The sequence below is a fragment of the Microcoleus sp. PH2017_34_RAT_O_A genome (assembly GCF_020737885.1).
In the GTDB taxonomy this organism is placed as follows: Bacteria; Cyanobacteriota; Cyanobacteriia; order Cyanobacteriales; family Microcoleaceae; genus Microcoleus.
The window spans coordinates 1-26,991 of record NZ_JAEQDD010000095.1 but is presented as its reverse complement, the minus strand read 5'-3'; the positions used below and the strand labels follow the sequence as shown (position 1 = coordinate 26,991).

30 protein-coding genes are annotated in these 26,991 nt (G+C 44.5%); 13 read left to right on the top strand and 17 right to left on the bottom strand.

Going from position 1 to position 26,991, the window contains the following annotated elements:
• Positions 1 to 169: 169 nt before the first annotated feature.
• Positions 170 to 1,240 (bottom strand): magnesium chelatase ATPase subunit I, encoded by a 1,071-nt coding sequence (bchI, locus tag JGK11_RS26020; RefSeq protein ID WP_293177793.1) that lies wholly within the window; start codon positions 1,238 to 1,240, stop codon positions 170 to 172.
• A 271-nt stretch (positions 1,241 to 1,511) separates the two neighbouring features.
• Between bchI and JGK11_RS26015 the strand changes: the two genes are divergently transcribed.
• From JGK11_RS26015 to JGK11_RS26000, 4 genes are all read left to right on the top strand, one after another.
• Entirely contained in the window at positions 1,512 to 2,780 is a 1,269-nt protein-coding gene (locus JGK11_RS26015; RefSeq protein WP_293191874.1) for an ATP-binding protein, read from the top strand.
• Entirely contained in the window at positions 2,773 to 3,186 is a 414-nt protein-coding gene (locus JGK11_RS26010) for an RloB family protein (protein WP_293177796.1), read from the top strand. The genes JGK11_RS26015 and JGK11_RS26010 overlap by 8 nt, the downstream gene beginning before the upstream one ends.
• A 15-nt stretch (positions 3,187 to 3,201) precedes the next feature.
• Positions 3,202 to 3,765 (top strand): hypothetical protein, encoded by a 564-nt coding sequence (locus tag JGK11_RS26005; protein WP_293177365.1) that lies wholly within the window; start codon positions 3,202 to 3,204, stop codon positions 3,763 to 3,765.
• Between the two features lie 495 nt (positions 3,766 to 4,260).
• Positions 4,261 to 4,407, top strand: a complete 147-nt coding sequence (locus tag JGK11_RS26000; RefSeq protein WP_293213414.1) for a hypothetical protein — start codon at positions 4,261 to 4,263, stop codon at positions 4,405 to 4,407.
• A 173-nt stretch (positions 4,408 to 4,580) separates the two neighbouring features.
• Here the strand turns inward: JGK11_RS26000 and JGK11_RS25995 are convergent, their stop codons facing one another.
• Both JGK11_RS25995 and JGK11_RS25990 read right to left on the bottom strand, forming a co-directional pair.
• Positions 4,581 to 5,255 (bottom strand): PEP-CTERM sorting domain-containing protein, encoded by a 675-nt coding sequence (locus JGK11_RS25995; RefSeq protein ID WP_293213412.1) that lies wholly within the window; start codon positions 5,253 to 5,255, stop codon positions 4,581 to 4,583.
• Positions 5,256 to 5,323: 68 nt separating this feature from the next.
• Positions 5,324 to 6,349, bottom strand: coding sequence for a site-2 protease family protein (locus tag JGK11_RS25990; protein ID WP_293213410.1), 1,026 nt, complete (start codon positions 6,347 to 6,349; stop codon positions 5,324 to 5,326).
• Positions 6,350 to 7,114: 765 nt separating this feature from the next.
• On the opposite strand from JGK11_RS25990, the gene JGK11_RS25985 reads away from it, so the two are divergent.
• Positions 7,115 to 10,966 carry a S8 family serine peptidase gene (locus tag JGK11_RS25985; protein ID WP_293213408.1) on the top strand — a complete coding sequence of 1,284 codons (3,852 nt, stop codon included), beginning with the start codon at positions 7,115 to 7,117 and terminating at the stop codon, positions 10,964 to 10,966.
• 90 nt (positions 10,967 to 11,056) lie between these two features.
• Positions 11,057 to 11,257 (top strand): hypothetical protein, encoded by a 201-nt coding sequence (locus JGK11_RS25980; protein WP_293213406.1) that lies wholly within the window; start codon positions 11,057 to 11,059, stop codon positions 11,255 to 11,257.
• On the opposite strand, the gene JGK11_RS25975 is transcribed toward JGK11_RS25980, so the two are convergent.
• The 10 genes from JGK11_RS25975 to JGK11_RS25930 form a co-directional block, all read right to left on the bottom strand.
• Positions 11,237 to 11,398, bottom strand: a complete 162-nt coding sequence (locus JGK11_RS25975; RefSeq protein ID WP_293213404.1) for a DUF5615 family PIN-like protein — start codon at positions 11,396 to 11,398, stop codon at positions 11,237 to 11,239. The two genes, JGK11_RS25980 and JGK11_RS25975, sit on opposite strands and share 21 nt — an antisense overlap.
• Positions 11,370 to 11,615: a twitching motility protein PilT gene (locus tag JGK11_RS25970; RefSeq protein WP_293213401.1), complete on the bottom strand. Its 246-nt coding sequence runs from the start codon at positions 11,613 to 11,615 to the stop codon at positions 11,370 to 11,372. Before JGK11_RS25970 ends, JGK11_RS25975 begins: the two co-directional genes overlap by 29 nt.
• A complete protein-coding gene (locus tag JGK11_RS25965) occupies positions 11,605 to 11,859 on the bottom strand; it encodes a type II toxin-antitoxin system ParD family antitoxin (protein ID WP_293213398.1) in 255 nt (84 codons plus the stop codon). Before JGK11_RS25965 ends, JGK11_RS25970 begins: the two co-directional genes overlap by 11 nt.
• 64 nt (positions 11,860 to 11,923) lie before the next feature.
• On the bottom strand, positions 11,924 to 12,073 hold the full coding sequence (locus JGK11_RS25960; RefSeq protein ID WP_293213396.1) for a hypothetical protein: 150 nt from the start codon (positions 12,071 to 12,073) through the stop codon (positions 11,924 to 11,926).
• A 39-nt stretch (positions 12,074 to 12,112) separates the two neighbouring features.
• A complete protein-coding gene (locus tag JGK11_RS25955; RefSeq protein ID WP_293177389.1) occupies positions 12,113 to 12,445 on the bottom strand; it encodes a type II toxin-antitoxin system PemK/MazF family toxin in 333 nt (110 codons plus the stop codon).
• Complete coding sequence (locus JGK11_RS25950; protein WP_194012388.1) at positions 12,430 to 12,624, bottom strand: DUF2281 domain-containing protein; 195 nt, start codon at positions 12,622 to 12,624, stop codon at positions 12,430 to 12,432. Before JGK11_RS25950 ends, JGK11_RS25955 begins: the two co-directional genes overlap by 16 nt.
• Before the next feature lie 244 nt (positions 12,625 to 12,868).
• The gene (locus tag JGK11_RS25945) at positions 12,869 to 13,225 is read right to left on the bottom strand and encodes a type II toxin-antitoxin system PemK/MazF family toxin (RefSeq protein ID WP_293191872.1); all 357 of its coding nucleotides are present in this window, start codon (positions 13,223 to 13,225) and stop codon (positions 12,869 to 12,871) included.
• Positions 13,225 to 13,512, bottom strand: a complete 288-nt coding sequence (locus JGK11_RS25940) for a hypothetical protein (protein ID WP_293177443.1) — start codon at positions 13,510 to 13,512, stop codon at positions 13,225 to 13,227. The genes JGK11_RS25945 and JGK11_RS25940 overlap by 1 nt, the downstream gene beginning before the upstream one ends.
• A 144-nt stretch (positions 13,513 to 13,656) precedes the next feature.
• Positions 13,657 to 13,992 (bottom strand): XisI protein, encoded by a 336-nt coding sequence (locus tag JGK11_RS25935; protein WP_293177446.1) that lies wholly within the window; start codon positions 13,990 to 13,992, stop codon positions 13,657 to 13,659.
• Positions 13,980 to 14,429: an element excision factor XisH family protein gene (locus tag JGK11_RS25930; protein ID WP_293177449.1), complete on the bottom strand. Its 450-nt coding sequence runs from the start codon at positions 14,427 to 14,429 to the stop codon at positions 13,980 to 13,982. Before JGK11_RS25930 ends, JGK11_RS25935 begins: the two co-directional genes overlap by 13 nt.
• 10 nt (positions 14,430 to 14,439) lie before the next feature.
• On the opposite strand from JGK11_RS25930, the gene JGK11_RS25925 reads away from it, so the two are divergent.
• Positions 14,440 to 15,051: a hypothetical protein gene (locus tag JGK11_RS25925; protein ID WP_293208394.1), complete on the top strand. Its 612-nt coding sequence runs from the start codon at positions 14,440 to 14,442 to the stop codon at positions 15,049 to 15,051.
• The gene (locus tag JGK11_RS25920) at positions 15,038 to 15,373 is read left to right on the top strand and encodes a type II toxin-antitoxin system PemK/MazF family toxin (RefSeq protein WP_293177455.1); all 336 of its coding nucleotides are present in this window, start codon (positions 15,038 to 15,040) and stop codon (positions 15,371 to 15,373) included. The genes JGK11_RS25925 and JGK11_RS25920 overlap by 14 nt, the downstream gene beginning before the upstream one ends.
• Here the strand turns inward: JGK11_RS25920 and JGK11_RS25915 are convergent.
• The 3 genes from JGK11_RS25915 to JGK11_RS25905 form a co-directional block, all read right to left on the bottom strand.
• A complete protein-coding gene (locus JGK11_RS25915) occupies positions 15,370 to 15,540 on the bottom strand; it encodes a hypothetical protein (protein ID WP_293191862.1) in 171 nt (56 codons plus the stop codon). The genes JGK11_RS25920 and JGK11_RS25915 overlap by 4 nt on opposite strands.
• Positions 15,515 to 15,820: a DUF4926 domain-containing protein gene (locus JGK11_RS25910; protein ID WP_293213393.1), complete on the bottom strand. Its 306-nt coding sequence runs from the start codon at positions 15,818 to 15,820 to the stop codon at positions 15,515 to 15,517. The genes JGK11_RS25915 and JGK11_RS25910 overlap by 26 nt, the downstream gene beginning before the upstream one ends.
• A gap of 202 nt (positions 15,821 to 16,022) precedes the next feature.
• Positions 16,023 to 18,578, bottom strand: a complete 2,556-nt coding sequence (locus JGK11_RS25905) for an EAL domain-containing protein (protein ID WP_293213390.1) — start codon at positions 18,576 to 18,578, stop codon at positions 16,023 to 16,025.
• A 266-nt stretch (positions 18,579 to 18,844) separates the two neighbouring features.
• Between JGK11_RS25905 and dapB the strand changes: the two genes are divergently transcribed.
• The 3 genes from dapB to JGK11_RS25890 all read left to right on the top strand — a co-directional run bounded on the left by dapB (position 18,845) and on the right by JGK11_RS25890 (position 21,010).
• Positions 18,845 to 19,672 carry a 4-hydroxy-tetrahydrodipicolinate reductase gene (gene dapB, locus JGK11_RS25900; protein WP_293213387.1) on the top strand — a complete coding sequence of 276 codons (828 nt, stop codon included), beginning with the start codon at positions 18,845 to 18,847 and terminating at the stop codon, positions 19,670 to 19,672.
• Between the two features lie 54 nt (positions 19,673 to 19,726).
• Entirely contained in the window at positions 19,727 to 20,131 is a 405-nt protein-coding gene (locus tag JGK11_RS25895) for a four helix bundle protein (RefSeq protein WP_293213384.1), read from the top strand.
• A 165-nt stretch (positions 20,132 to 20,296) separates the two neighbouring features.
• Positions 20,297 to 21,010, top strand: a complete 714-nt coding sequence (locus JGK11_RS25890; RefSeq protein ID WP_293177473.1) for a phosphate ABC transporter permease — start codon at positions 20,297 to 20,299, stop codon at positions 21,008 to 21,010.
• Positions 21,011 to 21,374: 364 nt separating this feature from the next.
• Here the strand turns inward: JGK11_RS25890 and JGK11_RS25885 are convergent, their stop codons facing one another.
• Positions 21,375 to 21,965: a hypothetical protein gene (locus tag JGK11_RS25885; protein ID WP_293177475.1), complete on the bottom strand. Its 591-nt coding sequence runs from the start codon at positions 21,963 to 21,965 to the stop codon at positions 21,375 to 21,377.
• Between the two features lie 444 nt (positions 21,966 to 22,409).
• Between JGK11_RS25885 and JGK11_RS25880 the strand changes: the two genes are divergently transcribed.
• Entirely contained in the window at positions 22,410 to 22,589 is a 180-nt protein-coding gene (locus tag JGK11_RS25880; RefSeq protein ID WP_293177477.1) for a hypothetical protein, read from the top strand.
• Between the two features lie 154 nt (positions 22,590 to 22,743).
• The gene (locus JGK11_RS25875; RefSeq protein WP_293213382.1) at positions 22,744 to 26,895 is read left to right on the top strand and encodes a chemotaxis protein CheB; all 4,152 of its coding nucleotides are present in this window, start codon (positions 22,744 to 22,746) and stop codon (positions 26,893 to 26,895) included.
• Positions 26,896 to 26,991: the final 96 nt, after the last annotated feature.

The window sequence follows — 26,991 nt, the reverse complement described above, 5'->3', positions numbered from 1 at the left end:
CTTTGAGGGACGGCTCCTTTGCTCTCTCTATCAATAGTGAGAGTATTGCTATCGCGTATGCCCTGTTTGTCCAGGGTTGTGCAGCGTAACACCGTCAGGGTTTATCAGAATTTAAAGCCGACTCGCAGAGGTTCCATTTGTTAAGATACTACTCTTGGCCATCGATGCTCTAACCTTCGGTTGTTTCTAGGCCGAATACTCGATCGAACACTTTAGTCACTTTATAGCCGGAATCTATGGATTCGAGCGGGTCTTTCCGCAATCGGTGGCGCAAACACAGAGTCATTACCTTGCGAATATCGTCCACAGTGACTTCTGTTCGGCATTCTAAGGCGGCGTAAGCTTTCGCGGCCCGATTTGTGACCAAATCGCCTCGTAGCCCGTCTACGTCCAATTCGGCGCAGACTTGGGAAATTTTTACTCGCAAATCGCGATCGAGATTTACGGATTTTAATCTTTCTTGGGCTTCCACCAATTTCTGCTGCATATCGTCTTGTTGGTGCTGATATTTGGCGAGAAACTCGGGCGGATCTTGGTCAAAACTCGATCGTTGTTCGACAATTTCTACTCTCAGATTAGGATCTTTTACAGTGCGAATTTCTGCGTGCATTCCAAATCTGTCAAGCAATTGCGGCCGCAATTCTCCTTCTTCTGGATTCCCGGAACCAATTAAAATAAACTTAGCTGGGTGGCGGATTGAAATCCCTTCTCTTTCAACTGTATTCCAACCGCTGGCGGCGGAGTCGAGCAAAACATCGACTAAGTGATCGTCGAGCAAATTGACTTCATCGACGTAAAGAATGCCGCGGTTAGCTTTAGCTAAAAGGCCTGGTTCAAAAGCTTTAACTCCTTCGGACAAAGCTTTCTCAATGTCGATCGTACCGCACACTCTGTCTTCGGTAGCGCCGAGTGGCAAGTCTACCATTTGTACTTTTTTGCGGGCGATCGGCATTGTACCGTGATGCAAAGTGCGATCGCGCACTTCATCGCTCATCAAATCTGGATCGGTGGGATGGCTGTTAAAAGGATCGTCAGCCACGACTTCAATTTCTGGCAGTAAATCTGTGAGGGCGCGGATTGTGGTAGATTTGCCTGTACCGCGATCGCCCATAATCATCACTCCGCCAATTTTGGGATCGATGACATTCAAAAGCAGCGCCAGTTTCATCTCTTCCTGGCCAACAATCGCAGTGAAGGGAAAAACAGCGCGGCGGGCTGGGGTAGCGGTAACGGTTGGCAGAGCGCCCGCATTTAGGTTATTGCTGACTTCGGCAGTAGGACTCACAATAAATTCTTTACTCTAATGACAGTCCTCTATTGTGACATACAGGGGTACATTAGTCGATCGAAGGTTGGCGATCGTCATGCCGAGTCGGTTTACAAAAGCTCATACACTCATATAATATCTTGTAAAGTCCGTCAAGAGTTATAATTATTGAGATATTTATCTATCTATTTCATTGGCAGATATTGGCTGAGTGATTCTATCTAATTAAAAGTTGAGTTCCTCTATGTTAATTGATTTTTCAGTCACTAACTTTAGGTCAATTAAAGAAGAGCAAACATTAAGTATGATTGCAGACTCTTCCAGCAGGAAGAATGAGAATACTTTTGTGCCGATCGAAGGCAATAAACTGCGATTGCTTAACTCGGCTGCGATCTATGGAGCCAATGCTTCTGGTAAATCAAATATTCTCAAGGCTTTACATAGACTTATTTCCTATATTCAGACTCTCAATATTGATGTCGATCATAAAATTCCTTATTACGAACCATTTAAGTTAGATGAATCGCGATTAAGCCAGCCTTCTATTTTTAAGCTGAGTTTTATTCTTGAAGGAATTATGTATGACTATCAAATTGCTTTTGATAGTCGAGAAGTTCATCACGAACAGCTAGATTTTTACCCTAAAAAAAGAAAGTCAAACTTATTCATTCGTACAAAAAATGAGGTCAAACGCGGTGATTATTTTCAAGACAAGCGCTCTTTTTCAAATAAAGCTTTAACTAAATATCCTTATTTATCAAAAGTCGCTCGTGAAGAACATGAACAAATGCAAAAAATCTATGAATACTTAAAAACCTATGCTTTTTTCCCAGCCTATGATAATCAAACAAAAAAATCATTAATACGTCATGTCAACCAATCATTACAAGGAGATGAAAAACTGAAAAAGAAATTAAGTAAGCTCATCCAAATTGCCGACACTCATATCGATAGAATTAATATTGAGGAAAAATCAATGACTTCTGAATTTGATGAAGAGATGCCAGAGGATATTAAAAATTTAATAATGAGTGATAAATATGAGGTATTTGCAGTTCACAAAACATTTAAAAATAATGTGTTTACTGGTGAAAGTGAATTTTCATTTTTTCATGAAGAATCAATAGGAACTATGACACTTTATACTATTGGCACTCTAATTTTATTTATTTTAAATGAAGGTCATATTCTAGTTATTGATGAATTAGATAATAGTTTACATCCCAAACTGTGTAAGTTTTTAATTAAGTTATTTCACCATCCGTCAACTAATCCCCGTAATGCCCAACTAATTTTTGCTAGCCATGAAACTACATTGCTCGATCGAGAATTGTTAAGAAAAGACCAAATATGGTTTACCGAAAAAAATAAATATGGTGAAACACAACTCTTTTCTGCCCAAGACTTTGACAAGGTAAAAGGTGATGAACCTTTTGACCAATGGTATATGCAAGGTAAATTTGGTGGTCAACCTAATATTAAAGAAGTTGAATTTATGTTTGGTGATGAATAAAAAAAGAGAGAATAAACGAAAACAGTTAAAGCAGTCGATCTACATAGTATGTGAAGGAACTAATACAGAACGAATTTACTTTGAGGAGATTGCTCAACAAGATGATGTGTTTGAGAAATATGCGGTCAAAGTTTATCCAAGTGAAGAAGACCAAATCAAAGCAGCAAAAAAAGAAGGTGAATCTATTAAAACAGATGCGATGAATCTGGTCAAACTCGCCAAACAAGAAATAAATAATTATGATGAAGTTTGGGCAGTTTTTGATAAAGATGGTTATACCAAACACGAACAAGCATTTTCAGAAGCCAAGAAACATGGTGTGAATCTTGCTTTTTCAAGTATTGCCTTTGAGCATTGGATTTTATTGCATTACGAACAGTATCGAACTGCTTTCCCTAAGTCCTAAAATGTTATTGATTACTTGGAACAATCAGATTATTTTACAGGCTATGCTAAAAAAGCAGATATTTTAATTTATTCTAGACTTAAAAGCCTGACTAAAACAGCTATTGAAAATTCAGCATGGTTACGGATGAAGATGGCACAAAATTTAGCTGCTTGCGATCATAAAATCTATGAATTAAATCCTTATACCACTGTAGACAAGTTAGTCATAAAGCTTTTAGATTTGAATCCTGTAACCTATGGAGTTATTAACGAAACACAGAAAATTAGCGATATTAGTATCACGGTTAATGCTGTTCAGCACAACTGTGGAATAATAAAGTTGAGTGTTAGTATTCTCAATGACAAAAACATTACCTATTTAGTTAACAATGACAGCGGTCACTTTTATATAAGAGATGAAGATCAAAATAAATTTCAACTTGCTCTTGATAATCCAATAATAATTGAACCAAGTTTAACTCAAGATATTATCTTAAAGTTTGAAATATTTTCCGCAACGGGGACTTTAAGATTTCATTTTAGTCCTAAGCCGAATGAAATACTAATTATTGCCCTTGACAATGTAACTGAACTGTAAAAAAACTATCACCCTGACAACAACTCGCTATCTCCCAGATAACCAACGCCTTTCTTGCGTCAGCCAAACTACCAAAAATTGTTCCGATGATAGCGCACGATCGCACTTACCTCCGATCGACTTTCAATTTTACAGTCCTGGACGCACGAGTGTTCAGAAACCGGGTTTTTTCGAGAATACTCGATCGCAGTGCACAGACTCCGCCAAAAACCCGGTTTCTTTGGTAAATGCGTAAGTCTGTTTCTGCAAAACCCAAGCGCAACTAAGATTTGCGGCATTTACATGACAAATTTGGGCGGGCAGGATGCCCACCCCACAAGAGTTTGCAGCAAAGTTACCACCGATGTTAACTCAGGGTAGATGGTAGAAGAAGGGCGATCGGGCAACCCTAATGTAAACTAATGTAACGCTTTTCCGGATTTTGCATAAAAACCTCAAGTTCCCACAGATATATATTTGAGGGCATTTTCCAGCAACTATTTTTCAGGGGTACAAATGGCTGAACTTAACATCGGGGCATTGACTGACAGCAAAACCTACACAGGTAGTGTTGACAGTAAAAATATTTTTGACCTTTACCCATTTAACATCAAAAATCCTGGAAGTTTGCAACTTAAAGAAGGCAAAGTCGATTTCGGTTAGTTGGAGAAGGTTTAGGAGATAGATCGCATCTTCCCTGAGATTAATTATCGCGTTTATCGATCGCTTGAAGTTACCCAAAACAGATGCAGACGGCGGTTGAAACCGCGTCTACACGAACAAAGTCTGCCTCCGCAGACTGAATAAAATAACGTAATTTTAACCGCCAGGTATTCTTATCTTTTTGTGCGTCTTTTCTTCCACAATAAACCCATTCCCGCCGCCACAAACGTACCAGCCACCGTCATCGGTTCCGGCACAGCTTCATACTCATAAGTTACACTAGCAGCAATATCCGCCGACACCTTACCCCCAAAACTACCTCTCGCCGGAATCCCCAGAATTTGAGTTAAACCAGTTGTCGCCACACCAGCCGTAAAAGTATCACCATCGCAGCCAGTTAAAGCACTCAAAAACTGCGGCAAATCATAACTTTTCGACACACTACCAGAACCCGAACCGCTAACACTTCCCGTACCACCGCTAGCAATCTTCGTTTCCGGCGGACTAGCCAAAACACTCAAAGTCAAATTCGGGTCAACTTTCAATAGCGGAATATTCACAGAAATATTAGCATTAGTTGTCGCCGTCCCCGTAAAATCTCCAGTCAAAGGAGTAATGCTGACACTATTATTAACAGTAGACTTAACCGTAACATAAGCCTTCAACAGAGTACCCAACAGCGAATTAAACTTCGGCAAAATTACATTCGTGCTGCTATTTAACGGCTGCGAATCCAGATTCACAGTATAAGTTTGACTCAGAGTAGCAGCTTCTACAGAAAAACATTGACTAACAACCGCAAAACTCAAACTTCCGCCAACAATTCCCAACTTTTGACAAACATTCATATCAGTAAAGCCCTAACTAAAAAAACTCAAACAGCATTTCCTCTGCGTTAATCCGCGTTCATCTGCGGTTAAAAAATCCAAACCCGCAAAATCCAATCCCCAACCAAAGACATTAAATAACTCAAAGCAAAAACAGTATAAATGATACTCAAAGGCGCATAAGCTGCCAAAACCAATCTATCACTTGATTCTGCCTCAATCTCCTCCCTCCGCAATAAATCCATATAAAAATCAAACGACTTTTGACGCAGATTGTTAATGCCAGTTCCTGCCACTAACAAATAATAACCATCAAATCGGTTGAGGGGATTCAAATTAATTGCTACAGTCAGCAAAGCCGCCACCATCAATAAATAACTAATTTGATGACAGACAGGATTCGACTGCGAAAACAGCCAAACCCAAACAGCAAACGCCCAAATTGTTACTTGAATCAAAACTCCCGCAGCCACGACTAAAACCCGCTGTTTTCGCTTGACTAAACTGTATTGGTCGCTAGTATCTGTATAACATCCCGGAATGAAACACATAAACAGCAATCCAATTTCTTTAACAATACCGCCGTAATGTTTGAGCGTGAAAGCGTGACCGAGTTCGTGCAAAGATATTACCAGGATTGTCAGCAACACAAATGTGATAATAGTCTGAACTTTCCCGGCTGTCCACAACTGCTGGTGCGAGACAACAACTTCCGCCGAGGAACCAAACCAAGCTGCTGCGGAAGATGCGATGAAAGCGCATAGAAAAAACCCAAACTCCCACGTCCAAATCCAGCGCAATTTGTCGATGTGCTGCGACAGCCAAGCATCGGGATTGACTAGGGGAATTGTGAAAGATAGGAGATTGAATTTGGCTTTCGGGGCTTTTGTGCCTTCTAGCATTCCCGTTTGTGCTAAGCTTCTCAAGAGATTTTGCACATCTTCTAAATCGATGTCGTATTCAGCGAGAGTGTTAGTTACGGGTTGTTTGCCTAGTTGCAAGATTACCTGTTTGTCAAAGTCGTCAACTTCCATGAAAGTCATGTCTTCGGGATTGCGAAGTATCCAATGACCGTCTGGATGAGCTATCCACTGCACCGCTGATTTGAGTTCCATAGCATACTGTTACTTTCGCGGAGAAAGTGCGATCGACTAAATAAAAATTATGCCTTGGTAGGCTGAAAGATCGATCGCCCCTAGCGCCTGTTTTCAAATTTCCCCTTTCCCCGTTAAATTCTGATCCCCCTAAATCCCCCTTAAAAAGGGGGACTTTGAGGAGGACGGCTTTTGTTGTCCCCCTTTTTTTAGAGAGCAAAAGTGCGATCGCCCTAAATTTTCCTAAAAACCTAAAGTTTCCAAGTAAAGATTGCCCCTGTTTCAAAGAAGCAGGGAAACGGGAGAGTAGTTTTTGAAGAAGCTTTGGTGATATTTGCTAGGGCTTCAGACCTCATTCCAAATTTCACCTCTCGGTTCATATTATCAGAAATTATAAAAAAAGCAAGGGCCAATTCTAACTATTTTTGGAATGTAGCGCTGGCGGCCGGAAACCGGGTTTTTTATCGATTTTAAAGGCTGCGATTCCATATTTTCGTAAAAACCAGGTTTCGGAGTCAGTCCTAATTTAAGTTGGCAAAAAAACTTTACACAAACTTTACAATCGAAAGAGGGTTTTTGGTGTAGGATAACCGTGAAGAAGCAAGAAAAACCGAAAAATTAAGCATTGACAAAGTATGAGCTCAATCGCCAACGAGACCGTTAGCAAAGCGCGGCAGATGTGAAGCGATCGCCAATACGTAAAATTTGTTAACTTTGCGTAGTTTTTCAAACAAACAGAAATTTTCAGATTATTACTTACAGATTTTTGTCAAGTAACGATTTTGGTTGAATGCGGGAGGCATTCGATCGAGTTCGTGCGATCGAATTCATATTAATCAAGGTGCAAAGATTATGGGTTGGCTAAATTTGGGTGGCAAAAAACGCAAAGAGGCTCAAGGTTTTGGGAATTCACCGAAACGCAAAGGCCACAAAAAATCCCGCAGTCATGTATTGGAAAGAATTGTAACTCCGAGTGCGGGTGTTGGGGGATGGCTGGATGATTTGAATCCGCTGCATCAGTTATTCGGTTCTTTGTCGCTACCTGATTTAGATTTACCGAATTTCTTGGCTGATAGCGGTGTTTGCCCGATCGACCCTTCTGCGCCAACTAATAATTTACCACCGCTGATTGATTTTGACCCGCTGGGTTTGTACAACAACGGAATTGCCACTCAAACTCCTTACAATCCGGGCGGTGCGTTTGAGACTTTGCCAATTGGTATAATTCCCGTCGATCCCCATGCGCCGAATCCTAACAATCCGAATGCAATCCGTCAATTGCTAAATTTTCCTTTGGCTAATCAGCCGTTGCTGGGAAGTATTGATACGGGTGTGAGTGCGGATAGTCCTTATTTGAATTACGCGAATATCAAGAAGGGCCGCGATTATGTCGGCGGGGATGATAATCCGTTGCTGAAAGCTGGGGAAGGTAGCGAGCACGGTACTTTTATGTTGGGGATTATTGATGCAATTAATAAGACTGCGCCGAAGTGGGTGGGAAGGGCGATCGATTCTGGGAGATGGGCGGATTCTTTGGTAGAGTTTGTGGATGCTGCGAAGGCTTCTGGACAGAAAAATGCGATCGCAAATCTCAGTTTGGATTTGACTCAGAAGAATGCTGACGGGATTGTGACAACGCGCTATGAGTTGACGACCGCAGAAAGAAGTGCGATCGAATATGCGCGGCAAAATGGGGTAATGCTGGTAGTGGCGGCGGGTAATGATGGCGGTGTGATGTCGGTTTTGGGTCAAGCTTCGCAGGAGTTTGACAATATTTTTACGGTTGGGGCTGGGGATATTAACGGGCGATCGAACTATTCTAGTTATGGCCGCGGTTTGGATATTGTGGCGGATGGCGGCACGACTGAACACCCCGGTTTATCGACTGTGGGAAATGATTTGGGGACGATGGCGGGGACTTCGGTTGCGACTGCTAAAGTTGCGGGGGCGGCTTCTTTGGTTTGGGCGGCAAATCCTGCTTTGAATTATCGTCAAGTGATGGAGATTTTGAAGTCTACGGCGAGGGATTTGGGGCCGTCTGGGTGGGATGATGAGACGGGTTTTGGATTTTTGAATACGTTGGCTGCGGTGGATTTGGCGAAGAAGACTAAGCCGGAGGTTTATAAACCTACAGCTTTCTTGAAACCGACGACTTGGGGCGGTGAAGGGCTTGTCACGCCGACGGAACGGGCTGTCAATATTATCAATGAAAACTTTACGGCTTGGGTGGTTTCATCGAATGGAATTACTCTTCGCAATAGTCCGAATACGAGCGATCGAAGTAATTTTGTTGTCAAGACTGGTGATACGCTGAGTTTTGACGGTTGGACTTACGGCGAACAGCTTAGCGATTTAACCACAGGAAAAGCGGATGCTTTGTGGTATCGCTTCCGATATAACGGTGGAACTTATTGGGTACCGAGTGCTTGGACTGGTGGCTATCCTGGAAGTAAGCCGCCTTTACTTCCGCCGACACAGCAACCCCCACAACAACCTCCACAGCAACCAACTGCTAATACGGTGTACCTGTCTACCAGTAGTGGACAGATATTGCAAGTTAATACGGCGACGGGTGCACAAAATTCAATCTATCAAGGCCGCGCTTTTACTGATTTGGCGGTTGCTCCAAATGGCAAACTTTACGGCTGTACTTTCTATGACGGTTTGTATGAGATCAATCCCTCTACGGGTGCGGAACGATATGTCGGGCCTTTGGCGGGGGGGAGTCTCAATTCTTTGACTTTCTCGACCGATGGCAGACTCTACGGTGCAGATCACAGAGATGGCAATTTGTTCCAGATTTCGCCTGATAATGGTCAGATGAATTTGATTGGCAATTTGGGCGGGCCTAGCAGTGGAGATTTGGTTTTCAACGGGGCTAATGAGATTTTAGCAACGGTTAGCAGTCCTAATACTTCGTTGAACGATCGCCTGGTTGCTGTCAATTTGGCGACGGGTAATTCGCGCTATATAGGTGATTTGGGTTTGCTGGAAGTGTATGGTCTGAGCTGGGAGAATGGGCAACTGACAGCTTATACTTCCGATCGCCGGAAACTAGCAATTGACCCGAACACGGCTAAAGCAACTGTTGTCGGTACAGTCTCTAGCAACGGTCTGATCTGGGGAGCGGCAACAAAGCCTGCAACTGCATCGAGTCCTACAGATGATGTGCGTCAGAAGTTCTTGTATGCTGCTAGCCAGTATCCGCAAGTGGGGGCTGCTATTACTGGTATGCAGGATCAGGGGGGTGGTGTTTTCCGTCAGGAGTTTGAACGGGCGATTATGATCTGGAATGGTCAGCAAGTGACCGTTTATGAGACAAAAGGGCGATCGGCTTCGACAACTTCCCCGTCTTCTACGCCTACACCTGTTAGTGGAAAAGGCAATACAATTCGCACTGGTGCTGCTGATCCTAACTACATACAGCAACTTCAAAAGGAGATTTCAGACATTCAAAATGAAATCAAAAAACAAACTGCGAGAATCACTGAAAGCAAGAATTTTATTGATGTATTGGGCAAAGAAAAAACAGACCTTTCTAGTTTGATTACAACCAAAGAAGACAGGATTAAGAAAATTAAGGAAGACTGGTTCTGGTGGTTTAACTCTGATAAAAGACAGGAAATATCTCAACTAGACGAAATTATTAAACAAGCAGAAGGTCAGCAAAAGTGGGATCAGGAAAACATTAATTATTGGAATTCGCAAAAAACAGATGCGGAGCTACAGGCAAATCAAAAGCGCACGGCATTACAACAGAAAGAGACAGAGTTACAAAAATTAACTTTCACTGGCACGGTAAATAATGACGCTCCTCCAGTCAGAAATATGCCTACTGACGTAGGTAATAGTCCCTTAAATGTTGTGTTTAAAAAAGGAGAAAATCTCACTTTTGGTGGTTGGACTGTTGATAACAAAGGTAGAAAATGGTTTAGAATTGTAGATTCAGAAGAACGATGGATTTGGGAACAGAATATTGACTTGAATGGCGATCTGCCAGAAAGTTTGAAAGTTCAGCCTCCTTCAGGTTCAAGTAAGTCTTCACAAACTGCTTTATTTACCACTGACATTGTTTTCCAAATGTTTCCTATTTTCGGCTACGTCCAGACCAATATAAAAACGTATCTTCCTTTAATTCTCAGTGAGCTAGAAAAAGTGGGGTTAGGAGACCGAGATATGGTTCTGATGGCACTGGCAACTATCCGCGCTGAAACTGAAAGTTTTAAGCCAATTGGTGAGGAAAAATCATCACTTAACACCTCGCCTGGTGGTGCTCCATTTGATCTCTATGACTTTGACACGAAAACGCTAAAGCTAGGGAATAATGGAGTTGGGATTGGAGCTAAGTATAAGGGGCGTGGATTCATTCAGTTGACAGGTAAAGAGAATTACCAAAAGCGAGGTAAGGAAATTGGTATTGGCGATCAACTGGTGAACAATCCAGAACAAGCAAATGATCCAATACTTGCTGCCAAACTATTAGCTCGTTTTATTAAGAATAAAGAGAGTGCAATTAGACAGGCTTTAGGAACTACGCCTCCAAACTATAGCCAAGCTAGAACACTTGTGAATGGTGGCAGTCATGGGTTAGAACAGTTCACACAATCTTTCAAAATAGGAGCTAATCTTACAGCATGAGGCGATCGGCCTTTCTTTCTCTTTCTCAACTAAGCGCGATCGCCCTTTTGGAATAAGTCACAAAGTGCGATCGCCCTTTTGAGATTGCAGATGCCCGATCGCCCTTTCCTCCTCTTTCTCAAAAAAGGGCGATCGATCTACTCAACTCAACGTAGGCCCGATCGCCCTTTTGGTTACGAATGTTTTTGCAGGGAAGAGCGATCGCCCGACCTATATACCAGATGCCAAACCTGCGATCGCTTTTTTGGAATAAGTCAAAAAGTGCGATCGCTACCAATTAATTACCGTTAAAATTGTTACCTTGGCAAACTCTCGATCGGCTGTCACCAAAGTTGCTGAATTTTGGATTGCCATTGCTGCAATAACCGCATCCGGTAGTTTCAAGCGATGTTGCTGGCGAATTTCAATGATTTTCAGAGAGCAAAATAGCATCCATCGCCCCTAAACCAAGAACCTCCACTCGTTGCAGAAACTGCTCAAAAATCTGACGATCGTCTTGAGTCAGCCCCGGAAACACCAGAAACTCAATTTGGCTAATTATTGAAACTCCCAGCCAATCCGCATCTTTAAGTAATTCAATGAGTTGAATATTCCCTTGAAGCAAAGCAACGATCGCATTCGTATCCAACACATAGCGATTACCACTCATCGCGTAGATTCCTCTGCATTGTTACTGCATCTCCCCGCCAAGTTAATCGCCCTACCAAATCCGAAAAATCATAGCTGGGTTTCTGCTTACCCTCTGACGAAACCGGATTCAAAACAACTAAAATTTCCCGTTCTTTTAGCAATCGTAATCCAGCCAGAATCACTTCAGAAGCAGATGAGTACCTACCGTTTTTGACTGTTGATTGAACAAACTGCTCTAGTTCAGGAGTTAAGGATATATTCATGATGTTGAGTCACCTATTTGAGTCAACTACTACCCTCCATAATAACAAAAATTATCCAATTTTGTTATTTAACATTTTTGGCTGCGGGAAGATGGCGCGATCGCCCTTCATCTATACCAGATGCCAAACCTGCGATCGCCTTTTTGGAATAAGTCACAAAGTGCGATCGCTCTTTCCAGCCCAAAATGGCGATCGCACAACACAACATAGTCAAACAGTATTTTAAGCAGAGGGAACGCTTGACAATAGAGAATTACTGCTGAATAATTTCAACAATCTTAGCGATCGCCTCGTTTAACTTTTCAGTTTTAAGCTGACCGGCTTTATAAAGTATAATTCCTCGATCTGCGGTAAACAAGCGATTAGGTCTAATGTTGCTAATTTGGTTAAGTCCGCCCTCGCTAAAATCACTACTTTCAAGAGTGATAGCATAGCGATCGGCGATCTTTTGGCTAGTAATCTGACAAAGAATTATATCGTCTCCTGCCAAAGTTGCGATTACTAGAGCCGGTCGGCGCTTGGCTTGTGTTAAATCTGAAAATGGGAATGGAACAACTACTACATCACCTTTTACAAATTCTGCCATGCTTCATCCTCTTCTAACTTTAACCAGTCTTTTTCCAAAGAAGATTCACTGAGCAGGCTTGCTTCTAACTTATCTTTATTGTATTTTAATTTGAGGAATTGCAGGAAATTCCAAACTTCTTCTAATATAAATTCTGGAATATTCTCTACTTCCTTAAGGAGTAATTCTTTAGCGTTCATCTCATTTACCTAGAAAAATATACTAATTGAGGTCATGCGTAACTCCTATCTATTATAGCATCCTTGAGATTAGCAGCTCATCGCGCAGATTCCTCTGCCTCCTCTGGCTCAACATCAGCAACTTTAGCCAATTATAGCAGGATCGCCTTGCTTGTAAGCGCAGATAAGCGATCGCCCTTTTGGAATAAGTCAAAAAGTGCGATTCCCTACGGGATAGCTTCGCACGCGCTTACTTCAACTCATTCTATTCTTCTACATTTTCAAATTCATCCATTTGCAATGTATACTGCAATGCCACCTGTAATCTTGATACATAATCTGCTGAAAGAGTGCCCATTTTTTTGATTAATCGCTCTCGATCTATCGCTACTATTTGATAGCAAAGCACGACTGAATCTTGTGGTAAACCACCTTCACCAGTCGGCAAAATAATTGTCCCTGGTATTTTAGCACGCCGCAGATTACTTGTTACGGGAACTACGATGACTGTTGTAGTAAAGCGGTCTAATGTATCTCGCTGTACAACAATGACTGGTCTAATTCCTGCTTGTTCTGAGCCTCTCGAAGGATTCAAATCTGCCAAATAAACATCTCCTAGCATCAGATTTTATCCAGTTGTTGAAGTCTCAGCATATAATCACTTAAGGCAACTTCTGCCAACTCTAAATCTTCTGCCGCAAACTCAGATTTTAGTACCGCAGCTTCCTCATCAGAAATGGCATCCCACTCTCGAAATAATTGCCTTTTTTTAGCAAATTTTTGATTTTGTTGAGTAGCTTGCTGTTTCTGGGCCAGATATTTCCCGATCGCCCGATCGAGTTCCTGTAACTCTAAAATTTCCAGCATTTCAAGCTGATTGACAATTTGGTTGAGGATTGCCTGTGACATCGGTTTTCACTTTTTGTGCTTGCCTACTTTGTCTATTATACAACTATTACCGTCAGTCGATTGGCGATCGCCCTTTTGGAATTAGTCAAAACGTGCGATCGCTCTTTACCCCTTTTTCTCAACCAAGGGATCTCGCCCTTTACCTCAAGCAATTGCAAAATCAGTCAACTTCCGGTCTTCATAATGGTAAAAAGCCAGCACAATATCTTTTTGAAAAACCCCTCGATCCAGCAAATCCTGAGTCACCCCCTCCTCAGTTTCATCTCGTTCAATCCAGAGTTTGCCCTCGAAAATTCGCAGATGCACGATAGTGCTGTGAACTCGCCGATCGCCATTCCATCCAAAACTAACCAGCAAATAATGGTCGCGATCGCTATCATAAACCGCCGACATATCGCTCTGCTCGGAACTAGGTTTGTAGCGGGCATATTCGTCGATTACTTCTCGCGCGATCGATCGATACTGAGTCAACTTTTCCATAGTACAATCTCCTCTAAGTCGGGATTGAAAACAATCAAAGGGAATTGTCGTTCTTTAACAAATTCCTGAATCGACGGACGCTGAAAAAAGTTTTCATAAGTGCGTTTCGGAATGGCAAGATATAGAGTACGATCGGGCTCCAGCCGCGCCATAAAACTCGAATATAGATAGTATTGTCCAACGGCTCGTTCGAGATCGGTCACTGGGGAAGGACTGATAAATACCTTCACCTCAACAGCAATTTTTCGCTCACTCCTCTCGGCGGCAATTAATTTTTCGGCTCCTAGATCCGCGTAAACAGTCAAGTCTTCAAATCTAATAGTGAAAGGATCGTGAGTAATTGTCCAGCCGTCTTTAATGAGAGCGGCTTTAACGACATTATGGTAGATATCTGTGGCATAAACTAGCTCAAAACACCCCTCTAATCTAGTATACACTGGTGCAATAGTGCAATACAAACTGAATATCTCGCCATTGCCCTTTATTTCGGAAGCGGAAATAAAAGGCGATCGCCTTTTTGGAATAAGTCAAAACGTGCGATCGCAGGTTTGGCTATTTTTGGCTATATGGAAAGGGCGATTCACGCTCGGGATAGCTCCGCACGCGCGGTCTTGTGGATGGAGAGGGGCGATCGCTATGAGTGGGATGGAAAGGTCGATCGCTTTTCTCGACCGAGGAATCTCGCTTTTTGGTTCGAGGAGGGGCGATCATTTTTCTAAGGAATGGAGCAAATTAATCGTAGAAAAACGGGTCAAAGCCTGTGTCCCTAGAACGTCAAAATATGATAAACTTAGTAAAAGCACTCGCCTTCAAGATATCCAAGCCATGAAGCTTATTTCTTTGTCAGCACATTTTGATGGGCAATCTATTCAGCTAGATGAACCCTATAAGCTTGAACCAAACATAAAACTAATTGTCACAGTCCTCCCGGAACAATTAGCAGAACGCGAAGCCTGGTTGTGGTTGTCAAGGCATCAACTAAACAATGCTTACAGTCAGGACGATGATTACCCGAGCAATGCAATTAAAACACTAAATCCTGACTATGCAGGAAGCTGATGTTGTTCTCACCCCAATACCCCAAACTGACGGGACAACTAAAAATCGTCCAGCCATCCTTCTGAGGGAACTCCCACCTTATAGAGATTTTTTAGTGTGTGGTGTTAGTACCCAACTAAATCAACAGGTTCCAGGTTTTGACGATATTATTTCCCCCTCTGACTCAGACTTTGCTGCCAGCGGTTTACGGTCTCAATCCTTGATTCGGTTAGGTTTCCTTGCTGTATTACCTCGCAATCAAATTATCGGTTCTATTGGAGCTATTTCCTCAGAGCGACATCAACGCTTACTAAAAACTCTGAGTGATTATCTTGTGAATTAGGGAGAAGGGCGATCGCTCTTTTTTTCATGGAAAGGTCGATCGCCCTTTTTTTCATCGAAAGGTCGATCGCCCTCGATCGCTTTTTCACGGGCGAAGGGCGAGATCCTTTTTGATATAAGCGATCGCCCTGACAACAACTCGCTATCTCCCAGACAAAGAACGTGCAAACTCTAAAACTTCTATCTGACGTTCGTCTGACAAACGTCCAACCATCGCAGCTAATAGCTCAGATACAGACAACCAACGCCTTTCTTTCGACTTCCAAACAACTAAAAACTGCTCCGTAGACAGAGTACACAAAGCTATCATTTCGCCAGAGCGATCGCTAAATTCTACTTCGTAATTTCCATCATCATAACAATCTACAATTGCCCCTCTAACACCTAGGTGTAAATTAGATTCAGGCAATGTTACTAACAATTCGACTGCATCAAATAATTCTGGCACGATCGTGCTTACCTCCGAACGAATAGTGTTAAATGGGGTACATCTGGTTTTTGAAGAGGGCGAAGCATGACCGCATATAAGTTATTAGTTATTATCTCATATTGACTGCGGTCATGCTTCGCCCCTACGGATATATTCGCTTGCATTGAGATACACCCGTTAAATGACTAATGACTGCTGACTAATGACTAATAACTAACAACTACCACTGCGGCTCCGAAGCCATTAAAGCAGTAGCTTCATCGCTCGGTAAGGGCTTAGCAAAAAAATAACCTTGGCCGTATTCGCAGCCGATCGCCCTTAACCTAGCTAATTGCGCCGCCGTCTCCACACCCTCAGCAATCACATCCATTCCCAAAGCGTGGGCCAGGGTGACTATTGTTCGGACGATCGCCACATTCTCTCCCTCACCCAACTCCATCAGCCCGACAAACGACTTATCAACCTTCAAAGTATCCGTAGGAAACCGACTCAAATAACTCAACGACGAATAACCAGTGCCAAAATCATCAATTCCCAATTTGACATTTAAGGCTTTCATCTGCTTCAAAACCCCGATCGCCGATTCGACATCATCCATCACCACACTCTCAGTAATCTCCAACTTCAAACTCTCGGCACTCAAACCCGTTTCTGCCAAAATAGCCTGAATGCGATCGACCAAATCCGGCTGAGCAAACTGCTTCCCAGATAAATTTACACTCATAATCAAAGGGCGATCGAAATTAAACATTTCCTCCCACAGCCGCAACTGCCGGCAAGCTTCCTCCAGCACCCACTCACCAAGCTGCACAATTGCCCCCGTTTCCTCAGCCACCGGAATAAACTTGACCGGCGAAATCAAGCCCCGCTGGGGGTGCTGCCAGCGCACCAAAGCCTCAAACCCAATAATCCTCCCGCTAGCCAAAGACACAAAGGGCTGGTAGTGCAGCAAAAACTCCCGACGCTTCAGGGCCATCCGTAAATCTGTTTCCAACCGCAACCTCTCCAACGCCAAATCGTGCATCGAAGCATTAAACACCTGATACCTTCCCGTTCCCAAAGCCTTCGCCCGGTACATCGCCGTGTGGGCGTCTCGCAGCAAGTGTTCCGGCTGTTCCCGGGTGGTAGCAGTTGGTTCGCCCCCCACCGCAATTCCGATACTCGCCGTGACAAACACCTCCTGCCCTCTCACGTCAAAAGGCACAATTAAAGCTTGGTGAATGCGATCGGTCAAATCGATCGCATTCCCCAGATCGACATTCCTCGCCAAAATCGCAAAATCGTCACCCCCCACCCGCGCCACAGTATCCGCGCGAGCAATACTTGCCCTCAGCCTCCGCACCACGGCCATCAACAGTTCGTCCCCTACCAAATGACCTAGAGAATCATTAATTACCTTAAATCGGTCTAAATCAATAAACAGCACTGCAAACAGATAGCTGTGGTGGCCTTTATTGTGGGCGATCGCCCGCCCCAAACATTCCACAAACAAATCCCGGTTCGGCAAACCCGTCAGACAGTCGTGAAAAGCATCGTAAAGCTTCCTGTAAGCGCTGACGCCCACACCAGTCACCACCAAACCCAAAGCCGGCGACACCAGCGGCACCCACCCACCCTCAATAAAAATCGCAAAACTAATTCCCAACAGCCCCATCAACAGCGCACCCCCAACCAATGCTGCCCTCGCCGGGTGCACAATCCGCCAAGCCACAACCCCGCCAAGCACAGCCCAAGAAGCGTTCCACAAAATTTCCGCCCATTGCGGCCAGATCCAAAACAGCGATCGCCCCTCCAAAACGGCACTCAATATTTGGCTGAGCATTTGGGCGTGCAGGATCACCCCCGGCATTTTCGGAGTTTGTTTTTGAACCGGACTGTAGGGCGTCAGAAACACGTCTCTGGTACTAGGTGCTGTCGTTCCGATCAGCACAATTTTGTCCTTTATCCAGGTTGGGTCAATTTCCCCCTTCAATACCTGCGACATACTGACTTGTCGCGCTACATTATTGGCAGAACGGTATTTGAGCAGAATTTGGTAGCCTCTGGCATCAAGATTTGCATAGCCGCCGCTGTCAGATTTTAAAGGCACAAATTCTGCTTTGCCCCAGTTGATTTGGTGGGGATGGACAGGGCTATCTGTGGGCTGCACGCTGTTTTTGAGATACAGCAAAGCCAGTTGCAGAGAAAACGACGAAACAGTAGTCTTGTTTGCTTGCGAGACTGAGAGTAAATGGCGGCGCACCACGCCGTCAGCGTCGAGCACGAAGTCGTTAAAACCGATTCGATCGGGCGGTATTCCTTGGGGCGCCGGGACTCCCGGACTTTCTGCATCGCTCATTTTGGCGATCGCCACTACATTCGGTGCTTTCAGCTTGACCAGCAATTCTTCGTGTCCCGGTGGTTGCGGCAAATCTCGGTACAAGTCCAAACCGATGACTTTTGGCTGGTACTTTTGCAATTTTGTCAAGGTTTGGGCGATCGCACCGTCGGAAACCGGAAATCTCCCCAAAGCTTGAATATCTGCCTCGGAAATTCCCACTATCAGCAGCCTCGGATCCCTGCCCGCATCGGGCTGCAAGCGTACTAACGAGTCAAAACTGCCCAATTCCCAGCTTTGCAGCCATCCCAACCGTTGAACTCCCAGATTCAGCAGCGTTACAGTAGCACCCGCCAGCATTGCAGGCAAAATTCTGACCCGGCGGCCTGGAGAACTCAGATCGAGGCCAGTGGCGACAGACAGTACAGAACGAAGATTTCGAGAGAATTTGGGAGTCACAGAAAAAATATATGGGTGCAAATTCGCTTCGCACAAGTCTGTTCCACAGAATTGAGCTTATTATGAGATTGAGTGTAATTTTTTCAGAAATTGTGCCGAAACCGAGTTTATTTAAGTTAATTACTCGATTTTGCCAAGTATTTCGGGAGGGGAAACCGGGTTGTTGAAGATTTGCCGACAAGTCCTGTTTTTTATTCCCCTGTTTCCCTAAATTCCCACAAGCGTTAAAATTTAGTCGATCGAAGTTTCAGGATATTTTTGAGATTATGGCGAATCAACTTCCGATTCCGGTGATTGTTAACGGTGCTGGTGGCAAGATGGGCCGCGAAGTAATTAAGGCGATCGCAAATGCTGATGACATGACTTTATTTGGGGCTGTAGACCGTTCTCCTGAGTGCCTCAACGCCGATGCGGGGGAATTAGCCGGATGCGGCCCGTTAGAAGTTCCGGTAACAGACGACTTGCAAGGAATGCTGGTATTAGCATCTCAGGAAAAGCAATTAGGCGTGATGGTAGATTTTACGCACCCTTCGTCTGTTTATGAAAATGTGCGATCGGCTATAGCTTATGGTATACGCCCGGTAGTTGGGACTACAGGATTGAGCAGCAAGCAAATTGATAACTTAGGTGAATTCGCTGACAAAGCCAGCATCGGCTGTTTGATTATACCCAATTTCTCGATCGGCATGGTTTTGCTACAACAAGCAGCCGTCACCGCATCTCAGTATTTTGAACACGTAGAAATTATCGAGCTGCACCACAATCAAAAAGCCGACGCTCCCAGTGGCACGGCGATTCAAACTGCTCAAATGCTAGCAGAATTGGGAAAAACTTTCAATGTGCCAGAAGTTGAGGAAACCGAAAAAATAGCGGGAGCTCGTGGTTCGGTGGCCGATGAAGGGATTCGGATTCACAGCATCCGTTTGCCCGGTTTAATTGCTCATCAAGAGGTAATTTTTGGCGGTGCAGGCCAAGTTTATACTTTACGACACGATACGAGCGATCGGGCTTGTTATATGCCGGGAGTTTTGTTATCGGTGCGAAAAGTGCTGGAATTGCGATCGCTCGTTTACGGATTGGAAAAAATACTCTAGGGAATAGGGAATGGGGGATTGGGAATTGGGGATTGGTAATAGAGGGGTGTAGATATGGCAAGACCTGATTTTGAGGATTTGGATGTTTACAAATTGGCTGAAAAGCTAGCAAATGAGGTTTGGTTTATTGTCAAACAATGGGATTATTTCACGAAAGATACTATGGGCAACCAAATTGTACGAGCCGCCGATAGTGTTTGTGCTAATATCGCAGAAGGACGCGGCAGGTACAATCATCAAGACAATCGGCGTTTTGTTAAAATTGCCAGAGGCTCTTTGTATGAAACAATCAGTTGGTTGAGATTGGCATATGCCCGAAAGTTGTTAGCAGATGAACAAGTCATAAAAATTCAACCAATAATCGATAAATTGCCACCAAAACTCAATGCTTATCTAAACTCAATTGGTGGTAAAAAAGATCGAATAAGTGATGAAAAAATTGAGATAGATCGCCAATAAAAAATCTCCCCATTCCCCATTCCCCATTCCCCATTCCCCATTCCCCATTCCCCATTCCCCATTCCCCATTCATTCCCCATTCCCCATTCCCCATTCCCCATTCCCCATTCCCCATTCCCCATTCCCCATTCCCCATTCCCCATTCCCCATTCCCCATTCCCCATTATGCTAATTCCCTTAACTCGCGAAACCTTTCAAGAACTAATTCCCCCCGTGGCTACCGGAGCACAATACAAACATATTTGGGGGAAACCGCCCGATTTTTTAAGGCGAATATTAATTTCTGCGGTAGCTGTAGTTTTGTTGCTAGTAGTTTATAATTTTGCCGGTTCCGATGTCGGGCCTCTAGTTTTAATTGTCGGATTGATCGCTGGTTTGTACTGGCTGTGGGGGCCGATTTTCTGGGCTAGTTTGCGGAATGCAGAATGTCGTAAATATAAATACTGCGGCTTTTGGCAAGGGCGAGTATTGGATATTTATATCACCGATGAAGTCACAAGTCAAGAAGAAACAGTCAATCAAAAAGGACAACTTGTAATTGTTGACAACCTAGAACCGCGAATTAATTTAGAAGTTGGCGACAAAACCGGATTTACTACTACGCTTCGAGCTCCATTGCAGAAAAGTCATCAGGGAATTGTCCCCGGTCAAGCTGCTTTAATGTTAATCATGTCGAATCAAGAAGATTTGGGCAGAATTGCCAAAGTTTCGGATATTTACATTCCCAGCCGCGATGTGTGGGTGAGCGATTATCCTTATTTGCGTAAGGATTTGTTTGTGGAAATGAGCCAGCAAATTAAAAAAGGCAGACAGAAAAAAGGGCGAGATACTGATAATGAAAGTACAAGGGTGAAAAGGCGATCGTCCGCTGATTATTGAACAAAAAAGGTTCGTAGTGAGGACTTTAGTCCGCATCAGGTTCGTAGTGAGGACTTTAGTCCGCATCCAAATCAAATGAATTGAGGCTGTGGCGTTGTCAACGGTTTTGTTCACAAAGGACAGGGTGCGTCAGACAAAACGGGTGCATCTGGTTTTTGAGGAGGGCGAAGCATGACCGCATATAAGTTATTAGTTATAATCTCCTATTTTCTGCGGTCATGCTTCGCCCCTACGGATATGTTCGCCAAAATGAGATGCACCCGACAAAGCAACCAGCAATGCAAAAAAAATTAACTTGCTGACGCACCCTACAAAAACCCAAAAACCTTATAATTGCGATCGCACAAAACGTGCTTTCACAGCATTACTGCGGCTTAGTTTCCGATGATTTTTGAAGGCTTTGTGCAGCCCGAGGATAAGCATCCTTAAGAATCGCCTTAACTTTTGGCTTCTGTTCAGTAGTGAGATTAATTTCAGTCAAAGCTTTACGCATTTTTTCACCAGACTTCAGCTTAGCGTTCAACTGTTTGTATTGCTCAGCCGTGAGTACCTTTGCGAGTTTTTCACTAACTTCCTTGCGCTTCTGTGTGCGTTCAGCATCAGAAAGTTTTGGTTTCTGGGAATTTGTGGGATTTGCAGCCACCGCGTCAGGTTTAGCATCTTTAGAAGCAGCAGCATCCGCCTTTGTTTTTGACACCGCGTCAGATTTAGCAGCATCGGAGGAAGCAGTATCCGCCTTTGTTTCCGATGAAATAACTGGACTCGCCGCAGTCGCATCGGGTTTAGCAGCATCGGAGGAAACAGCATCCGCCTTCGGTTTCTCTAAACTTACGGGATTTTCCTTAGCTGGATTAGATTCCGAGGCTTCCGGGGTGTTGGGTGGCGCACAAGCAGACAAACCGCCAATTAACATGACACCGGCGAGAATAAATGCTGGTGCGATCGTACTTTTCATGATTCACTGCCTCTAGTTAACTTTGTTCATCAATGTTATAGCGTAAAATCGATCGGCGCATGACCCAAGACTCCTAACTTCACCAGTCAATCGATTTTAGATTTTAGATTTTAGATTTTAGATTTTAGGGTGTTGCTTAATCAGGGTAGGAAAAAAATAAGTTGAAAATCCCCAAGCTTTGTCGATACTGGTTTCTATGACTGGCATATTTAGCCTTTCATACCGTAAATCAGCAACGCCAGCATTTTTTTATTATAGTGCGAGCTGTCGCGAGCTCGCGTATTCTACTCGCGAGCGGGGACAGCACTATAAATGCCAAACTGAGATGCTCCCAATACGATCGCCATTAACGCCAAAAATTACCAAAATAAATTAAATCAAATAGCTCTTGACATCAAATTTAGAAAAATTTATAATTGTAGGGATACCAAAAATTATTATAACTTGAGCTTCCTAGAATTATTCAGCCAAGAGACTTGCCCCCAGTTTACCGAACAAATCAAAGCTGACCTAGGTTACTTCAAACACGGTACCAACTTGCTAGAGAAAGCAATGGAAGCAATGAGGGGCGTAGTTGCGATCGAAGAAGCCCGTCGCGATGCAGAATTAGAAGCAACGATTTAAGCAGTAGGTTCAGCCTTGGGAGTTGTGGGCATAGTAGCCAGCATTGCTCCCTACTTTATTGAGTTATTTGAGACTGCGGCTCGACCGTAGGGTAGTATATTGTGATAAAGTTGAGACCCACAATTCGCAGTCAGTAGAAGTTCTGCGATCGAACATGAATCCTAAAAAATCTGCCAAGAAATCTCAGCCTAAAGCTGATATCGCAGCCGAGGGAAAGCAACAGGACGATCGCCAGGAATTATTTCCAGTGGTGGGAATTGGAGCGTCTGCGGGTGGATTGGAAGCTTTTATGGAATTGCTGAGCCATTTGCCGATCGATACAGGCATGGCTTTTGTGATGATTCAGCATATGTTACCGACTCAGGAAAGTTTGTTGACCGAGATTCTAGCTCGATCGACTCAGATGCCCGTAAATGAGGTGACAGATGGCATGGCTGTCGCACCGAATCAGGTATACGTCATCCCCCCGAATGCCAGCATGACGATCGAATCCGGGGTGCTGAAGCTAACGCCCCGCGGCAGGGGACGCGGGGCGTTTATGTCCGTCGATACATTTCTGATTGCCCTCGCCGCGGAAAGGGGGAACAAAGCCATCGCCGTCGTTTTGTCCGGGGGCGACGGCGACGGGGCCAGAGGATTAGAAGCGATTAAAGGCGCCGGCGGTATTACTTTTGCTCAATCCGAAGCATCGGCACAATTCACCAGTATGCCACACACTGCGGTGGCGACCGGTCAGGTAGACTTTATCTTGAGGCCGGAACAAATTGCCCAAAAGATCGCCGAAATCGGCTGTCATCCCTACATTGCCAGCCAAGATGCGATCGAATCAGCAGCCAGCCAAGATGCGATCGCCACAATCTACAATTTACTGCTATTGGCTACAGGAGTTGACTTTACTCACTACAAGCAAACTACCTTGAAACGGCGGATACAGCGGCGGATGTTGCTCTACAAGCTGGAACGGATCGAAGATTATGCTGCATATCTCCAAAACACTCCGACAGAAGTCACCGCGCTGTATGGCGATGTCTTAATTCACGTCACCAGCTTTTTTCGGGATTCCGAAAGCTTTGATGCTCTAAACAGCAAAGTGTTTCCCGAAATCGTCAAAAATAAATCGCCGAAGTCGCCGATCCGAATTTGGATTGCCGGTTGTTCCACGGGCGAAGAAGCTTATTCGATCGCCATTTGCTTGCTAGAGTTTTTAACAGAGCGAGACATCGATTTGCCGGTGCAGATTTACGCTACAGACATCAGCGACAGCGCGATCGCGATCGCCCGCAGCGGCTTTTATACTAGCAGTCAAGTCGCGGATATTTCGCGCGATCGCTTGCAGCGGTTTTTTGTTCAAGTCGAGGGCGGATATCAAATCGCCAAACAGGTGCGCGAACTCTGTGTTTTTGCCAGACAAAATTTGATTAACGATCCGCCGTTTTCGCGGATGGATTTGATTAGTTGTCGGAATGTGCTGATTTATCTGGGATCTTTGTTGCAGAAAAAACTGCTGCCCATGTTCCACTACGGACTCAGCCCCGAAGGCTTTTTGCTGTTAGGTACTTCGGAAACGATCGGTGAATTTGGCGAATTGTTTGGGCTGTGCGACCAAAAAAACAAAATTTATGTCAAAAAACAGTTATCGCATTGGCTGAGCATTGATTTAACTGCCAGCCAAAATCCTCTGACAGCCATCAACCCTCCACTGCTGGTGCCGCCAAGCTGGAACGAAATCGAAATGGAGAAACAAGCCGATCTAATTGTTTTAAATCAGTATGCCCCCGTCGGCGTCGTGATTAACAGCGCCAACGAGATTTTGCAATTTCGAGGACAGACGAGCGACTACCTAGAACCGGCTCCGGGTAAGGCGAGCTTTAACTTGCTGAAAATGGCAAAATCGGGATTGCGCGTCCAATTGCGGGAGGCAATTCAACAGGCAAAAAATCAGCAGTTGCCGAGCCAACGCACAGGCTTGCAAATTACAGAAAACCACCGCCTCCGGCAGGTAAAAATTGATGTGATTCCCTTCCCAACAAACGCTGCGGTAAAAGAGTATTTATTAGTTTTATTTCAAGACGAGCCGCCGCTTGCTGCCATCGATGTCCAGGACGGTGTTAGTATCAATTCCGAGCCGAAAAGTGCTGAAAGTCAGGAGATTGCGAGGCTGCAACAGGAACTGAAAACTACAAGAGAAACTTTGCAATCCATCGTCCACGAGCATCAAGCAGCCAATCAAGATTTGAGAGCCGCTAACGAGGAGATTTTGTCGAGCAATGAAGAGTTGCACAGCATGAATGAGGAACTGGAAACCGCTCAAGAAGAGATTCAGGCAACTAATGAAGAACTGAACACGATTAATGACGAATTGCAGCGGCGCAATCTGGAATCAACTTACATGAGCAACGATTTACAGAATCTGCTGGGCAGCATCAATATTCCGATTCTGATGGTGGGAGGCGATTTGCGCATCCGCCGGTTTACTCCCGCAGTTGAAGGCATCTTCAACTTGATTTCTACCGATGTCGGGCGTTGTTTAAGTGACATCACCCACAAGTTAAATGTGCCAGATTTAGAGCAACAAATTTTAGAGGTGATTCGCACGCTCAACTTGACAGTTCAAGAGGTGCAAGATCGGGACGGTCATTGGTACGATCTGCGGATTCGACCTTATCGGACGATCGACAACAAGATTGACGGGGCTGTAGTTATGTTGGTGGATATCCACGAACTCAAACTCAGCGCCCAGGAGTTGATGGCTGCCAAAACTTACGCCGAAACGATCGTCGAAACCGTGCGGGAACCGCTGCTAGTGATCGATCTAAACCTGCGGGCGCTCACGGCAAATCGCGCTTTCTACAAGACGTTTCAGGTTCAACCCATCGAAACCGAACACCTATCGATCTTCGAGCTCGGTAACGGACAATGGAATATTCCCGAATTGCGATCGCTCCTAGAACCAATTCTGGCTGGAAATACCGAGTTTCAAGATTTTGAAGTCGAGCATGACTTCGAGCAGATCGGGCATAAAATCATGCTGCTCAATGCCCGGAAAATGCCTGCGATCGGCGACAAACAAATGATTCTGCTGGCGATCGAGGATATTACCGATCGCAAACGGTTAGAAACAGAACGCAGCCTGCTGGTGCAAGAACAATCGGCTCGTGCGGAGGCAGAGGGGGCAAACCGCGCCAAAGATGAGTTCTTGTCTACCCTTTCTCACGAACTGCGGAACCCGCTGTGTGCGATGCTTGGCTGGGCAAAGTTGCTGCGCCACCGAAAATTTAACGTAGCTCAAACCGAGAAGGCCCTAGAAACGATCGAGCGCAGCGCCCAAGCCCAAAACCAGCTCATTGAAGATATTTTAGACGTTTCGCGCATTAGTACGGGCAAGTTTCGGATCGAGGTTGAGCAAATTGAGCTAAATCCAGTGATTGAAAATGCGATCGAGGTGGTTCGTTTGGCCGCAGCAGCCAAAAATATTCAACTTGAATCGAGGATCACTCCTTTATCCCTAAAACTGTTGGGCGATCCAAGCCGCTTGCAACAGGTACTGTGGAATTTACTATCAAACGCGATTAAATTCACCCCAGCCGGAGGCAGAATAGACATCTCATCAGACTACATTGATGGCATGGCTCAAATCCAAATTCGCGATACTGGTAAAGGCATTGACGCTAATTTTCTCCCCTATGTGTTCGATCGCTTCCGTCAGGCGGATAGTAGCTATTCTCGAAGCAACTCTGGATTGGGCCTAGGACTCTCGATTGTCTATCATTTGGTAGAACTCCACGGCGGTAGTATTTGTGCAGAAAGTGGCGGTGAGGAACAAGGGGCAATGTTTACCCTCAGGTTGCCGCTGCTAGCAGATACGCAAAAAAGTTCGGCGCTTTGTGTTGTAGAAGCAGTAGATGTTGCTAGCCAGCCTGTAGCGGCAATCCCACAGATTCCATCATCCTTGGCTGGTGTACGAGTGCTGCTGGTGGATGACGAAGCATCTCTGCGTCAGTTATTCACAACCATGCTGGATGAGTATGGAGTTGAAACTAGCGCAGCGGCATCAGCAACTGAGGCGATCTCAATGTTGAGAGCAAATCCCGATCGATACGATCTACTTCTTTCTGATATTGGAATGCCAGAACAAGACGGTTATTCGCTGATGCGGCAGATTCGGACACTGAGTGTGGAGGAAGGGGGAGAAATTCCTGCTGCGGCGATCACGGCCTATGCTAAAGATGACGATCGTCGATCGGCGATCGCTGCGGGTTTTCAGATTCATGTCGCTAAGCCGATCGATTCAGCTCAATTAGCATAGGGCTTGCTGAATAATTGATTGCCAACCAAGAGCAGGAGCGATCAATATATTCAAGCTTGGTTAAAGATAAGTTTTTTCTGTATCGAGTCGCCCCAA